Origin of the sequence: Streptomyces sp. col6 (genome assembly GCF_008042035.1) — a bacterium.
Lineage (GTDB): Bacteria > Actinomycetota > Actinomycetes > Streptomycetales > Streptomycetaceae > Streptomyces.
Window position 1 is genome coordinate 271,440 of sequence record NZ_RDBL01000014.1, and the last position, 14,346, is coordinate 285,785.

The following is a 14,346-nucleotide window of genomic DNA, read 5'->3' on the forward strand; positions in this document are numbered from 1 at the left end:
TCAGCTCGCCATCGGCAGGTCGAGGAGCCGGTCCGACGTGAGGATCGCCTGGTGCAGCCGGCGTAGCGACCGGCAGGGCTCCAGGCCCAGTTCGGACCTCAGGACGCGCTGCGCCGAGCGGTAGACCTGCAACGCCTCCGCCTGCCGCTCCGAGCGGTACAGGACCAGCATCAGCTGGCGGTAGAAGGACTCCCGCAGCGGATATTCGGCGGTGAGCGTGTTCAGCAGGCCGATGACCTCCCGGTGCCGGCCGAGCGCCGTACTGGCCTCGACGGACAGCTCCAGGCAGGCGAGCCGTTCCTCCTCGACCCAGGTGGCGAAGCGGGTCAGCACCGGGCCCTCGGGCGTGCCGTCGAGCACCGGGCCGCGCACCAGGGACAGCGCCCGCCCGAAGGCGTCGAGCGCGGCCTCGTACCGTCCGGCCTGCTGGAGGCCACGGCCCTCCCGCACGGCTGTCCGGAAGTCGTCGACGTCGTAGCCCGCTCCGTCGAGCCGCATCAGATAGCCCGACGGCTTGGTGACGATGGCGCTGCCGCCGTCGCCGCCGGTGGCCGTGAGGAACTTGCGCAGCTGCGAGAGGTAGACGTGGACGGCGGCCGAGGCACGCCGGGGCGGCCCCGACCCCCACAGCTCCTCGATGATCTGATCCTTGGTGGTCACGCGTCCGGCCCCGACGAGCAGGGTGGCCAGGGTCATTTCCATCTTGGGGGCGCTGAGGGTGCAACCCCGGCCGTCGTGGGAGACACGGAGGGGGCCGAGCAGTTCGTAGCGCATCGATACCTCGTGCGATAGGGGGAACGGATTTTCGTTTATCCGGCTCCAGTCACTTTCGAGGGAGTGCGCCTGTCCGCACATCGGGGAAACTGCGTACGTATGCCGATTGGCCGAAACGCGTTGGGGGCGACCGGCTTTGGTGCGGCTTTGGCATACAGGGGAAGGCTGGGGACATGCGCCTCGTCCTCGCCCGGTATCTGCGGTCCTTCGCCTCTTCATTGATCGCCTTCGGTCGGATCTGGGTCTACATCCCGCCCACCGACGAGCAGGTGGGCAAGCCCGCCGAGGGGCCGCCCCCGGGCCACCCCGAGCGGCTGTGCCCCGAGATCCCGCTCAGCGCGGCCGAGCGGGCCTGGGGACGGCAACTGCTCGGGATGCCCGAGTCCTAGGGGGTGTCTAGCCGGTCAGCGGCGCCGGGCGCCGGGCGTGGGCACGAGCCGGACCGCCGTGTTCAGGACATGGTCGATCGCGTCGCGCGAGGGGTGCTCCGTCAGGTTGGTGAGGAGCCGGGCCAGGGTGTTGAGCAGGGCCGGGGAACCCATCACATAGCGGTTGAGCACCGGCTGGAAGCCCGACCGGCTGAAGATCAGGTCGGCGGCCGTGTTGCCGAGCCGGTAGTAGCGGCCCCAGCGGCGGTTCATCTCGGCCGGGTAGTGGCGCAGCGCCCGCTCCCGCCGCGGGCCGGCCGGCAGTGCCAGCGCGAGCGCCGTCGTCTCCGCGGCGACCTCGCCCGCCTCCAGGGCCTGGCCGATGCCCTCGCCGTTCCACGGGCTGACCATGCCCCCGGAGTCACCGACCAGGAGGAGCCCCCGGGTGTACAGCGGATGGCGGTTGAAGCCCAGCGGGAGGGCGGCGCTGCGCACGGGCCCCTCCGCGTTCTCCTCCCGCAGCCCCCACTCGGCCGGAGTGCGGGCCAGCCACCGGTCCAGCGTCGCCCGCAGGTCGGCGCTGCCGAGGCGGCGGTGGGGGAGCGCACCGAGACCCACGTTGACCCGGCCGTCCCCCATCGGGAAGATCCAGCCGTACCCCGGCAGATAGGCGTCGCTCTTCGGGAAACGGAGGTCGGCCCACAGCTCCAGGAACTCCTCCCGGGACCGCTCGGGGCTGCGGTAGTAGCGCCGGGCGGCCGTGGCGATCTGCCGCTTGGGATCCCGCTGGAGGCCCATGGCCAGGGCGATCCGGGCCGAGGCGCCGTCAGCGGCGATCACGACGGGCGCCCGGTGTGTCACCGTGCCCGCGTCGGACACCGCCGTCACCCCGGTGATCCGCCCCGCCCGGTCGGTCACCGGCTCCTTCACCTTCACACCGGTGCGCAGCCGGGCACCGGCCGCGACGGCGTGCCGGGCCAGGATGTCGTCGAAGTCGTGCCGGCTGCGGGTGAGCCCGAAGTCCGGGAAGCCGCCCAGCGCGGGCCAGTCGATCTCCACCTGCCGGGGACCGGCCACCCAGCGCATGCCCCGCGAGCGGGTCCAGCCAGGGGCCTGGATGTCGACGCCCATGCGGATCAACTGGTGCACCGCGCGCGGCGTCAGACCGTCCCCGCACACCTTCTCGCGGGGGAAGCGGGACTTCTCCAGGAGCAGCACGTCCACGCCGGCCCTGGCGAGGTGGTAGGCGGCGGACGAACCGGCCGGGCCCGCGCCCACCACGATCACCTGGGCCTCCTCGGCCCCGCCGTGCGCGGCCTCCTCGTCCGACGGCGACCGCTCTGCACGCGTCTCCCGCATGGGGCTCCCTTCCTCGGTCGGGCGCCGCCGCCCGGGGACGACGGCCCTGTACACCGACATCCTGCCGGGTTCCCGGGCCACCGGGGGAGGGTGATCGAAAAAGGACCGTGAAGGTAAGGAGACGGTCAGTAGGGAAGCGGGCGCCCCGACGGTGTGCGCAGGTCGAGCGGTGGCGGCCGGGACGGAAGCTGGGGACGCCGGACGACTCTGATGCGGCCCATGGCCACCCCCTCGTGTCGATATCCCGTTCTATGCCCGGCGCCGGGCCGTTCACACGCGAGCGGGGCGATCATTGCCCCCGGAGGCCCCCGGGAGGTCCCCCGGCGCCCCCGCAGTGCCCCCGCGGGCCCGTCGGCGCCTCGCGCGGCCGCTCAGTCCGGCGGCCTGTGGCCCGCGTCGGCGAGCAGCCGCTCGATGCGGTCGAAGCGCTCGTGCAGCAGCCGCTCCGTGTCGTCCCGCATCCGGCGCGCGGCGTGCTCGGCCTCGGCGGCCAGCCGGTGCCGCCGCCGCTGCTCGTGCCCCACGAACCAGGTCGCCAGGGCGGCCGTGACCATCCCGTACGTCGTGATGCCGACGCCCATCACGACGGCGGCCACGATCCGCCCCCACAGCGTCACCGGGAAGAGATCCCCGTAACCGACGGTCGTCGCGGTCTCCGCCGACCACCACAGCCCCCGCGGATACGAGGTGATCGTGGCGTCCGGCGCGTGCCGCTCGGCCAGGACCACCAGCCAGGAACCGATCAGCATCGTCACGGCGAGCAGCACCGTCGCCCAGCCCGCCGCCTTGAGATGCAGCGAGCGGTTCTCCCGGCCGAGCAACAGCTCGACCGCCTTGGTCAGAAATACAGGCACCATTTCCGGATCATGGGGCGACGACGGCGGCCCCGGCGGCCGGGGCACGCGCCCTCAGCCCGGCGTCACCCGATCGCACCGGTGCCGTCCCCGGCCGGGAACGCGGACGGCGCCCGCACACCGATCGCCCTGCGACGATCCGTGTTAAACCTGGATATGTGGGTGGTACAGGTCGATTCCGGGCTAGGTTTCACCGCTCCGCCCGGCGTCCGCATCGACACGATGGCGGCCACCCGGGCGGTGACACGCGCACGCCCTCCGGGCCGCCGCCCGAGCGGACCTCACCGGGGCGCCGGCTGCGCGCCCTGTTCAGTGTCCGCACCGTCGCCGGCCAGTTCTTCGTCCTCATGCTCGGCATCGTCATCCTGCTCGACGCCGCAGCCGTCGTCGCCCTCGTCGTACAGGGGCGCCGCGACAGCATGAGCGCGGCGCGCACTCAGTCGCTGAGCGTCGCGGAGACCTTCGCCCACGCCCCGGGCGTGGCGGCGGCCCTCGACAGCAAGGACCCCACGACCATCCTCCAGCCGCGCGCCGAGGAGATCCGGCAGAGCACCGGCGTCGAGAACGTGGTCGTGGCCGGCACCGACGGCATCCGCTACACCCACCGCGACATCGCCCTCATCGGCAAGAAGATCAGCGGCCCCTACAAGGAAGCGGTCGAAGGGGAAGCGGTCACCCGCACGGTGACGGGGAGCCGGGGCAGAGCGGTTACCTCGCTGGTGCCCGTCGAGCGCCGGGACGGCTCCGTGGCCGGACTGGTGGCGGTCGGCATCAAGGTCGAGGCCGTCAACCGGCTCGCGTATCCGAGCATCCCGCTGACCATCGGCGCCGGGATCACCGCCCTCGCCCTCACCGCGGCCGGCGCCGCCCTGGTCGGCCGCCGTCTCAGCCGCCAGACGCGCGGCCTCGGCCCGGCCGAGATGACCCGGATGTACGAACACCACGACGCCGTCCTGCACGCCGTGCGCGAGGGCGTCCTCATCATCGGCGCCGACCACCGGCTGCTGCTCGCCAACGACGAGGCCCGGCGGCTGCTCGGCCTCCCGGCGGACGCCGAGGGCCGCGCGGTGACCGACCTCGGGCTCGCGCCCGCCACCACGGAGCTGCTCGCCTCCGGACAGGTCGCCACGGACGAGCTGAGGCCCGCCGGGGACCGGCTGCTCGCCGTCAACCTCCGCCCCACCGAGGAGCGCGGAGGCCAGCCCGGCATGGTCGCCACCCTCCGCGACACCACCGAACTGCGGGCCCTCACCGGCCGCGCCGAGACCGTACGCGAACGGCTGACGCTCCTCTACCGGGCGGGCGCCCTGATCGGGACCACCCTCGACGTCACCACCACCGCCCAGGAACTCGCGGACGTCGCCGCCCCGGGATTCGCCGACTGCGTGACGGTCGACCTGGCCGACGCCGTCCTGCGCGGCGGGGAGCCGAGGCCGCCCACGGGCGACACCCTGGACCTCCGCCGCACCGCCGTCAGCCGCACCGCCGACGGGAACCCCTTCCACTCGGCCGGCCGCGTCATCGGCTACCTGCCGACCAGCTCCGAGAGCCTCGGCACCGGCGTCGGGCACACCTGGATCGTCTCCGACCTGGCCGCCTCCCGGCAGTGGCGTGCGTTCGATTCCGAACAGGCCTCCCGCATCATGGAGTTCGGCTACCACTCGCTGCTCTCGGTCCCGCTGCGGGCCCGCGGTGTCATTCTCGGCATCGCCAACTTCTGGCGCGCGGAGAACGAGGAGCCCTTCGACCTCGACGACCTGTCCTTCGCCGAGGAACTGGTGGCCCGCGCCGCGGTCAGCGTCGACAACGCCCGCCGCTACACCCGCGAGCACGAGATGGCCGTCACCCTGCAACGCAGCCTCCTCCCGCGCGGCCTGCCCGAGCAGAACGCCCTGGACGTCGCCTACCGCTACCTGCCGGCGCAGGCGGGCGTGGGCGGCGACTGGTTCGACGTCATCCCGCTCTCCGGCGCCCGGGTCGCCCTCGTCGTCGGCGACGTCGTCGGGCACGGGCTGCACGCGGCGGCCACGATGGGCCGGCTGCGTACGACGGTCCTCAACTTCTCCACGCTCGACCTGGCGCCCGACGAACTCCTCGGCCACCTGGACGAACTGGTGGTCAGGATGGACCAGGACGAGGAGTCGGGCGGCGGCTCGATCACCGGTGCCACCTGCCTGTACGCGATCTACGACGCCGTGTCCGGCCGCTGCACGGTCGCGCGGGCCGGCCACCCCGGGCCCGCGCTCGTCCTGCCCGACGGCACGGTGAGCTTCCCGGACATCCCGGCCGGGCTGCCCCTCGGCATCGGCGGGATGCCCTTCGAGATGACCGAGCTGGAGGTGCCCGAGGGCAGCCGTCTGGTCATGTACACGGACGGTCTGGTGGAGCGCCGTGACCGGGACATCGACGACGGCATGGAGCTGCTGCGCCGCTCGCTCGCCGAGCGCGACCGCACGCCGGAGGAGACCTGCGACGACGTGCTGGAGGCCCTGCTGCCCAGCCGCCCCGGCGACGACGTGGCCCTGCTGGTCGCCCGGACCCGCACCCTGGACCCGGCCCGGCGCGTGCAGTGGGAGGTCCCCCCGGACCCCGCGGCCGTCGCCGGTGTCCGCAAGCAGGCCATCCGCTGGCTGTCCGACCAGGGGCTGGACGAGGAGGGGTTCGTCACCGAACTCATCCTGAGCGAACTTGTCACCAACGCCATCCGCTACGGCTCCGAGCCCATCAAGGTCCGGCTGCTGCACGACCGGTCCCTGATCTGCGAGGTGTCCGACTGCAGCAGCACCTCCCCGCACCTGCGCTACGCCGCCACGACGGACGAGGGCGGCCGGGGCCTGTTCCTGGTCGCCCAGTTCGCCCAGCGCTGGGGGGCCAGATACACCGACCGGGGCAAGGTCATCTGGTCCGAGCAGACGCTCGGAGGCCCGCCCCCCTCGGCCGAATGGCCGCTGTGACCACAACGACGTGGGGCCCGGCACACCGCCGGGCCCCACGCCGCTCACTCATCTCGGACGCCGGCTGTCACCGGCAGCCCCTTACGGGAACGACACCACGTTCGACGGAACGGTGGAGGTTCCGGACGTGGGCGAGCCGGTGTTGTTGATGACGTGGTTGTACTGGCCCTGGCCGCCGAGGGAGACGACGAGCAGGTCGTGGAACTTCACGCCGGACTTGACCGGGGCTTCGAAGCCGTGGTCCTGGCGGATGCTGGGGTCGACGTTGAAGTAGCAGTAGCTGCCGAGTCCCCAGCCCTCGTGCGTGGTGACGGAGTCGTCCACCTTGTAGGCGGCGTATCCCTTGATGTCACCGTTCTGGACGGCCGCCTGGTTGGGCGCGTCGTAGGCCTTCTCGTTCTGGAAGAAGATGGTCTTGCCGTTCTCGCCGGACCAGCGGACGTCGTACTTGTTGAAGTGTTCGACGAAGAGTCCGGTGGCCAGGACGTTGTCGCCGTTGACCTGGAGGCCGTAGTCGGCGCGGTTGGTCTCCCAGCCGATGCCTTCGCCGTGGTCGGCGCGCCAGAGCCAGGTGTGGTCGACGATCGTGTCGTTGCTGTTGATGACCATGCCCGTGGTCGCCTTGCCGGCACCGGCGCCGCCGACCCGGACGAACACGTCCTGGACGCTGGTCGGGTTGGCCGCGTGGCTCGCGGAGGCGCCGTCGGGGCCGACCTGGACGAGCACCTGGGAGTTCTGCGGGCCCGCGTCGATGAGGAGTCCGGCGAGCTTGACGCCGTCCACGTCACCGACCTTGAGGGCGGTGACCCCGTTGTCGGGGACGATCGTGGCCAGACCGAGCCCGAGCACGACCGTGTTGGCGCGGTCGATGTTGATCGTCTGGTTCACGTGGTAGATGCCCGGGGTGAACAGCAGGTGCAGGCCCTGCTGGACGGCCGCGTTGATGGTGGCGGCGGAGGCGCCGGGCTTCACGACGTAGAACTGGCTGAGCGGGATGGACTGACCCTGCGGGGTTCCGTTCCACGAGACGCCGCGCGCGTTGGTGCGCTTGGCGGGCACGAACACCTTGTAGTCGTTGCCGTCCAGGTAGAGGAACGGCTTCTCACGGGAGACCGGGGTGTTGTCGAGTGTGGTGTACGGCGGGTTGGGGAAGCTCTGGGCGGGTGCGCCCTCGACGCCGGAGAAGGTCATGTTCCAGACGCCGTTGCCCCAGCTGCCGATGGAGCTGTCGCGGGTGTACCACTGCTGCTGCGAGTACGGGCCGACCTGGCCGTCGATCTTGCTGTCGGCGATGTACCCGCCACTGGCCCAGCCGTAGCCGTTCGGCGCGAGGTTGAGGCCGCCCTTGACGTGCATCCGGCGGAAGGGCGCGGCCTGGGACACGGCCCAGCGGTCGGTGCCGTTGACCGGGTTGAGCGCCAGGTTCTCGGCCGACCGCCAGAAGTTCTGCGTGGCGTTGCCGTTGAACCAGCCCGCGTCCACGGTGACGTCCCCGTTGAACGTGGTGTCGTCGGGCTTCAGTCCGAGCCCGGCGATCGAGGTGTAGAAGCCGATCTGCGCGTTGATGTTGTTGTACGTGCCCGGCTTGAACAGCAGCGCGTAGCGGCCGGTGCCGAACTGCGCGGACTCCTGCTGGTGGAAGATCTCGTCGACCTTGCCCTGGATGTTGGGCGTGGACGGGTCGAAGACCAGGACGTTCGGGCCGAGGTCGCCGCCGCCCGGAAGCTGCGGGCCGCCGTCGCCGCCGGTGGTGCCGAACACCTGGAACTCCCAGAGCGAGTAGCCGTACTGGGTGGCGCGGGCGGTGCCGGTGAGGCGGACGTACCGGGCGGTGCCGGAGACGTTCAGCGTCTCGTTGCCGCCGGGGCCCGTGGTGGTCGAGTAGGCCGTGCTCCAGGTGTTGTTGTCCGTGGAGAACTCGATCTTGTAGCTCTTGGCGTAAGCGGCCTCCCACTTCAGCGCGATCTGGCTGACCGAGGCGGAGGTGCCCAGGTCGACCTTGATCCACTGCGGGTCGGAGAACGCGCTCGACCAGCGGGTGCCGTTGTCGCCGTCGACGGCGGCCGTGGCGGGGGTACCGGCGCCCTCCTGGCTGGACGTCGTCACGGTCTTGCCCTGCGAGAGCAGGGAGGGCGCGGCGACGGCCGAGGTGGAGGGTACGAAGGCGAGGAGCGAGACGACGAGACCGGCGACGGCGGCCAGTACGCCGGTACGTCTTCTTCCGGACGAAGGTGCGGGTCTGCGGAGCGAGGGGGGTCCATACATGGGGGCTTGTCTCCTGAGTCGCGGAACGGGTGCACGACACGAAGCCGGAGAGCGCTCTCTCCGGCTGAGGGGATACTTCTCCCCTAGCTCCCGACACGTCAATAGGTGTGCACCGCCTGCTTGTTGAAGTGGCCGTGTGAACAACACTTGACGACGGAAAGCTCACGAGTGTCCGCGTTGATGCTGTCTTGACGGCGTCGGCACCGATGAACTGACGCAACGTCGGTTCAGGTGATGACAGGGTGCCTACGGGGAGTGGGCGAGGCGGTGCGGGTCGTTGCCACCGCAATCACCGCGCGCGTGGCGAGGACACGCGGATCCGTCCGGCGCGCACGGCCGCGCCTGTTACCGGACATGTTGTCCCCGCCCCGGGGACAGCGGCCCGGGGCCCTCGCTATCCTCCGGTGCATGAGCCGTGAGCGTGGCGCCCGACGCGGCGCTGACCAGGCACGACGAGGCCGCGGGTGACCGAGGTGACGGGCCCCGCACCGGCGGGCGCCCGGACCGTAGGGGCCTGGCGCGTCTTCGGCGCCCGGCTGCGGCACTGGCGCAGGCGGGCCGGTCTCACCCAGGCCCAGGTGGGCGCCCGGGTCGGCTACGACCACACCGCCATCAGCAAACTCGAACACGGCAGCCGCAGGACCCCGCTGCCGCTGGCCCGCCGCCTGGACCACCTGCTGGGGTCCGAGGGTGACCTCGTGGCCGCATGCGAGGAGGCCGAACGGGTGGAGGAGGCCGAACGGGCCGAGGCGGGAGAGCGGGCCGAGACGGGGGAGCCGACGGCGCCGGCCCCCGTCGCTCCGATACCGCCGCCGGCCCCGGTCCGGCAGGGCCCGCTGCCCGGCGAACCCGTCGGCGGAGCGCTCACGGCGATGCTCCCGCCCGGAGCCGTCCTGCCCCGGCGGCTGCCCGCGTACGGCGTGGTCTGCCCGCTGCACGGCGGGGACGGCTGCGCGGTCCCCGCGCTCGCCGATGTGGCCGCCCTGCACACGCGGTTCTGCTCCCTGGGCCCCGACACCGCGTACCGTCCGGCCCTGGACACCGACACCCTGCACGCACTCACCGCGCTGCTCGCGGTCTGCCTGCGCGCCGACGACGAGCAGGCCTGGCCGGGGGCGACCGCCGTGGTCGAGCGCACCCTGCACGCCATGCTCCGCTGGATGGACCTCCCGGCCGCCCCCTATCAGCAACAACTCGCGCCGCTGGCCGCCGAGTACGCCCAGTCGGCGGGAAGCCTCCGGCTGCTGTGGGGGCGCAACGGCACGGCGATGGCCTGGCTCGACCGGTCACTGCTGTGGGCGTCCATGGCCGGGCACACCGGTGCCCGGGTGGCGGCGCTCGGCGACATGAGCACCCTGGCCCGGCAGGAGGGCGACGGCGCCTCGGCGCTCGCGTACGGCGAGGCCATACACGGGGCCGCGGCCGGCCGGCTCTGGGCCGGTGCCCTGGGCGATCTCTACCAGGCCCGCGGCCATGCCGTCCGCGGCGACACCGAACGCACGCTCCACCACATCGGCCGGGCCCGGTCGCAGGCCGACCTGGCCGGTGAGCGGGACGAGGCGGAGGCGCCCTGGCTGTCCGTGGCCTCCCTGCGGCTGCGGACCGAGTCGGGCGCCGCCGGTGCGCTGCGCGATCTCGCCGCCGCGACGGGGGAGCGCCGCCTCGCGTTCCGCGCCCTCGACGCGATCGGCACCGCGACCAGGCTGCTGCCGCCCGGCATGCGCTCGGCCCGCATGCTGTTCCTGGCCCGGACGGCCGACGCGTACGTCTGCGCGGGGGAGCCGGTCGCGGCGTCGGCCGTCGCCGGGCACCTCCTGGACAGCACCGAGGTGCACCCCCGGACCCTGCTCGGCCAGGAACTGCGCGGGTTGCACAACAGACTGGCCGGCCGCACCGGCGACCGGGCCGAGATCGACGACTTCGTCCGCAGGCTGGCCGCCGTCGTCCGCTGAGGACGCGGCGAACGGCGGGGGCGGGACGTGTCGGACACGTCCCGCCCCCTCTCACCCGTGCGACCGGGTCAGCTCACATCGAGGGCGACATCGTCCAGGACGAAGCTGGTCTGCAGATAGGCGTCCTCCTTGCTGGTGAAGCCCAGCGTCACCGTCTGCCCGGCGGCCGACGAGACGTCGAAGGTCTTCAGCGCATAGCTGTTGGTGGCGTCGAGGTTCGAGTACGTGGCCAGCGTCCGCGACCCGAGCTTGACGGTGAACGTGTCGTACGCGTTCCCGTCGGGCGTCTCTGCGGTGTCGGTGCGCAGATAGAACGACAGCCGGTACGTCGCACAGCCCGAGGGCACCGTCAGCGACTGGGTGGCGGTGTCGCTGTGGGTGCTGCCCCAGCCGCCGAACCAGGCCTGGTAGGAGCCGCTGTGCGCGGGCTTCTCGGAGGTCCGGTTGTTGATGACGCCGTCGGTCTGGGTCCAGGGCGCGGTCCCGTTCTCGAACCCGCCGTTGGCCACGACCTGGCGCGCCTGGCAGGTGCCGCCGCCACCGACCACGAGCGAATACGTGGTGGTGTGGGTGGCGGTGCCGCTGCCGGTCACGGTGAGCGTGTACGTACCCGCCGCGGCCTGGGAGCCGGCGGAGACGGTCATCGTGGCCGAGGACCCCGACTGGACGGAGGTGGGCGAGAACGAGACGGTGACACCGCTCGGCGCACCGGACGCCGTCAGCCGCACGCTCTGCGCGGAGCCGCTGGTGGTGGCCGTGGAGACGGTCGCGGTGACCGAGCCGCCCGGCTGGACGCTGCCGGAGACCGGGTTCACCGAGACGGAGAAGTCGTCGGCGGGAGCGGTGGAGCCGACCGCTGTCTTCCACACCGTGTAGGCGACCCCGTCGGCGCTGCGGTCGAGTGCGGTGGCGTTGATGTTGGAGGTGGTGTCGCAGGACTGGTGGTAGCAGGGGTCGTACGAACGGCCCGCGGTGCCGCCCCACTTGGTCGCCTGGGCCGAGGTCTTGGTGTCACTGGCACCGGTCGCGTAGCCCGAGGTGGCGATCCCGCCCTGCTGGAACGAGTAGTCGTCGGAGCGCCCCTGGCCCTCCACGTTCTCCTCCGGGGCGAGCCCGAGGGAGGTCCAGTACTCCTTCATCGGCGCTGAGGCGGCCGAGTTGAGGTTGTTGATGAAGTAGCCGCCGTTGACCGAGGCGACCATGTCGAAGTTGTAGTAGGCGGTGATGGCGCTGCGCTGGGCCGAACTCAGCTGGCTGACGTAGTACTTGGAGCCCTGGAGGCCCTGCTCCTCGCCGTTCCACCAGGCGAACCGGACGTGCTTGGTCATGGTCGGGTTCTGCTGGGCCAGGGCGAGCGCGTTCTCCAGCAGGGTCGCGGAGCCGGAGCCGTTGTCGTTGATCCCGGGCCCGGCGGAGACGCTGTCCAGGTGGGCGCCGAACATCACGGTGCTGTCGGCGGGGCCGCCGGGCCAGTCCGCGATGAGGTTCTTGCCGGAGTAGGTGCACGTGGTGCAGGTCTGCTCACTGACGGTGTAGCCGGCCGCCTGGAGCTTGCCCTTCACGTAATTGAGCGAGGCGGTGTAGCCGCTGCTGCCGGCCCGCCGGTTGCCGCCGTTCTGCGAGGCGAGGGTGTTGAACTGTGCGAGGTGCGCCTGCACGTTGGCGACGCTGATGTCGGGTGCGGTGCCGCCGGGGTTGCCGCCGCCGTCATTGACGGTCAGCGTGTACTGGGCGGTGTGCTCCTGGGTGCCCGCGCCCTTCACCGTGAAGGTGTACGAGCCGGGGGTGGCGGCCGACGTCGTCGACACCGTCATCGTGGACGTGGCGCCGGACTGCACCGAGGAGGGGCTGAAGGAGACGCTCACACCGGCGGGCAGGCCGCTCGCGGACAGGTTCACCGTCTGGGCGCTGCCGGAGGAGACCGTCGTACGGACGGTGGACGTCACCGAGCTGCCGGGTTTCACCGAGCCGGACGCCGGGTCGAGGGACATGGAGAAGTCGTTGTTGCCGCTGGGCGAGCAGGTCGGGTCACCGCTCTGCGCGGGCACGCTGACCGCGTCCCACGCCGCCTTCGCGCGGTTGTACAGCACACAGGTGGCATCGAGGTTCTTGGCCGCGGTGAGGGTGGCCGTGCGGTAGCGCTTGTACGTCATCCCGCTGGTCTTGAGGAGCATGCCGCCGTAGAACACCTTGCCGGCGCTCTGGATGCCGACACCGGTCACCGTGGAGCTGTTGCAGGTGGGGCTGGTGGGCTTGCCGCCGCCGGGGTTCGAGCCCTCGGCGAGCAGGTAGAACCAGTGGTTGAGGGGCCCGGCCGCCGCGTGCTCCTCGGTGTTGGGTATGGAGGAGCTGTAGCAGTTGGGGTCGCCGATCTGACCGGGGTTGTACATGATCCGGATCGGCCCGTTGCCGACGAGGTTGATCTTCTCGCCGACGGTGTAGTCCGGGTCGTCGTACGGGGAGGGCTCGTTGGTGTACGCCTCGGTCAGCGCGCCCATGATGTCGCCGGTGGCCTCGCCGAGGCCGGACTCGTTGTTGGCGCCGCCCGGGGTGTACTGGTCGATGCCGTGGCCGAACTCGTGGCCCACGACGTCCATCGCGCCGATCCACTGGTTGGCCTGGTTGTGCCCGATCGAGACCGTGGAGCCGTCCCAGTACGCGTTGACGTCGTTGAGGCCCACCTTGACCGGCCAGCTGCGGCCGTTGCCGTCGTGGCCGTTGCGCCCGAGCCAGTCGCGCAGCATGTTCCACTCGTGCTGGGCGGCCCACATGACGTCGACGCAGCCGGTCTCCTTGCTGGACGCGTTGCCGGTGCCCCAGGAGTCCGAGGACTTGGTGAAGACGCTTCCGGTGCTGTAGTCGGCGCAGCTCAGTCCGGGGCGGTTCGGGTCGCGGAGTGAGTAACTGCCGCCGGAGGAGGTGGTGTCGATGGAGAGCGGGGAGGGCCCGTTCCACTGGCTGTTGCCGGTGCCGGCCTTGACGTCGTCATAGCTGTCGATGACCGCGCCGGTGCCCGCGTCGACGAAGACGTGCATCCGGCTCGGCGCCTTCGCGGTCCGGCCGGTCAGCACGGTCTCCCAGGCGAGCCGCGAGCGCGTGCCGGTGGCCCGCACGACGAGCCGGTGGCTCTCGACCTCGTTCACCGTACGCAGCTGCTTGCGCGAGGTGGCCTCGGCCTTCTTCGCGGAGACCGTCGCGGTGGTGGGCACGTTGATGCGCCGCGAGACGGCCGACTGCGAGCCGCGCACCCGCCCCTTGGAGTCGGCCACCACGACGGCGTCCCCGCCCACCACGGGCAGGCCGCGGTAGGTGCGCTCGTACGCGACGGAGTAGAGGCCGTTGACCCACGGGGTGACCATCCGGCGCTCGTAGCGCTCCTCCGGGCCCTTGGCCAGGGTGTCGAGCCCGCTGGCGGCCGCCTTGTCGGCGGCCGAGACGGCGGCGGTGAGTGCCTTGGGGGCCGGCGGCGGTGTGGGTTCCGCGGAGGCCGGCTGGCCGCTGACGGCGACCAGCATTCCGGCGAGGACGGCCAGGGTTGTCCCGGCCGTCAACGGTCTGCGTTTCATCGAGGCTCCTCGTTTCGTGGGGAGCCCGGTCACGGGCAGCGGCGTGGGGAGACGCGCCCGCCCGTGCGGCCGGCGCGGCCGTCCGACGGGTGGTGTCCGTGATCGAGCGACCGAACACTCACACGCGGTCATGGCCCCGTCAACGAACTGCGTTGGCCCGCCGGGGAGTTGGCAAGTCTCGTCAAGTCGTCCGGAGGCGTCGCGGGGCGCACGGGAGCCCGCGCGCATGCGAAAAAGGGGGATGGACAGGCGGG

8 protein-coding genes are annotated in these 14,346 nt (G+C 71.8%); 3 read left to right on the forward strand and 5 right to left on the reverse strand.

What is annotated here, in order from left to right:
* Positions 1-774 (reverse strand): AfsR/SARP family transcriptional regulator, encoded by a 774-nt coding sequence (locus EAO73_RS24880; RefSeq protein WP_147973805.1) that lies wholly within the window; start codon positions 772-774, stop codon positions 1-3.
* Between the two features lie 173 nt (positions 775-947).
* On the opposite strand from EAO73_RS24880, the gene EAO73_RS24885 reads away from it, so the two are divergent.
* A complete protein-coding gene (locus EAO73_RS24885) occupies positions 948-1,163 on the forward strand; it encodes a DUF6059 family protein (RefSeq protein ID WP_147973806.1) in 216 nt (71 codons plus the stop codon).
* A 15-nt stretch (positions 1,164-1,178) separates the two neighbouring features.
* Here EAO73_RS24885 and EAO73_RS24890 read toward each other — a convergent pair whose 3' ends face one another.
* Together EAO73_RS24890 and EAO73_RS24895 are read right to left on the reverse strand one after the other, a co-directional pair.
* On the reverse strand, positions 1,179-2,501 hold the full coding sequence (locus EAO73_RS24890; protein WP_191134210.1) for a geranylgeranyl reductase family protein: 1,323 nt from the start codon (positions 2,499-2,501) through the stop codon (positions 1,179-1,181).
* 371 nt (positions 2,502-2,872) lie between these two features.
* Positions 2,873-3,358: a potassium channel family protein gene (locus tag EAO73_RS24895; protein WP_147973808.1), complete on the reverse strand. Its 486-nt coding sequence runs from the start codon at positions 3,356-3,358 to the stop codon at positions 2,873-2,875.
* Between the two features lie 344 nt (positions 3,359-3,702).
* On the opposite strand from EAO73_RS24895, the gene EAO73_RS24900 reads away from it, so the two are divergent.
* On the forward strand, positions 3,703-6,309 hold the full coding sequence (locus EAO73_RS24900; protein ID WP_224756433.1) for a SpoIIE family protein phosphatase: 2,607 nt from the start codon (positions 3,703-3,705) through the stop codon (positions 6,307-6,309).
* An 81-nt stretch (positions 6,310-6,390) separates the two neighbouring features.
* Here the strand turns inward: EAO73_RS24900 and EAO73_RS24905 are convergent, their stop codons facing one another.
* A complete protein-coding gene (locus EAO73_RS24905) occupies positions 6,391-8,574 on the reverse strand; it encodes a discoidin domain-containing protein (protein WP_147973809.1) in 2,184 nt (727 codons plus the stop codon).
* A 464-nt stretch (positions 8,575-9,038) separates the two neighbouring features.
* On the opposite strand from EAO73_RS24905, the gene EAO73_RS24910 reads away from it, so the two are divergent.
* Positions 9,039-10,526: a helix-turn-helix domain-containing protein gene (locus tag EAO73_RS24910; protein WP_147973810.1), complete on the forward strand. Its 1,488-nt coding sequence runs from the start codon at positions 9,039-9,041 to the stop codon at positions 10,524-10,526.
* A gap of 68 nt (positions 10,527-10,594) precedes the next feature.
* Here EAO73_RS24910 and EAO73_RS24915 read toward each other — a convergent pair whose 3' ends face one another.
* Positions 10,595-14,092, reverse strand: coding sequence for a M28 family peptidase (locus EAO73_RS24915; RefSeq protein ID WP_224756434.1), 3,498 nt, complete (start codon positions 14,090-14,092; stop codon positions 10,595-10,597).
* Positions 14,093-14,346 lie beyond the last annotated feature (254 nt).

Excerpts from the sequence above, each read along its gene's own strand:
- EAO73_RS24885 (WP_147973806.1), top strand. The coding sequence starts at position 948 with ATGCGCCTCGTCCTCGCCCGGTATCTGCGGTCCTTCGCCTCTTCATTG.
- EAO73_RS24890 (WP_191134210.1), bottom strand. The coding sequence starts at position 2,501 with ATGCGGGAGACGCGTGCAGAGCGGTCGCCGTCGGACGAGGAGGCCGCG.
- EAO73_RS24915 (WP_224756434.1), bottom strand. The coding sequence starts at position 14,092 with ATGAAACGCAGACCGTTGACGGCCGGGACAACCCTGGCCGTCCTCGCC.
- EAO73_RS24900 (WP_224756433.1), top strand. The coding sequence starts at position 3,703 with ATGCTCGGCATCGTCATCCTGCTCGACGCCGCAGCCGTCGTCGCCCTC.
- EAO73_RS24880 (WP_147973805.1), bottom strand. The coding sequence starts at position 774 with ATGCGCTACGAACTGCTCGGCCCCCTCCGTGTCTCCCACGACGGCCGG.
- EAO73_RS24895 (WP_147973808.1), bottom strand. The coding sequence starts at position 3,358 with ATGGTGCCTGTATTTCTGACCAAGGCGGTCGAGCTGTTGCTCGGCCGG.
- EAO73_RS24905 (WP_147973809.1), bottom strand. The coding sequence starts at position 8,574 with ATGTATGGACCCCCCTCGCTCCGCAGACCCGCACCTTCGTCCGGAAGA.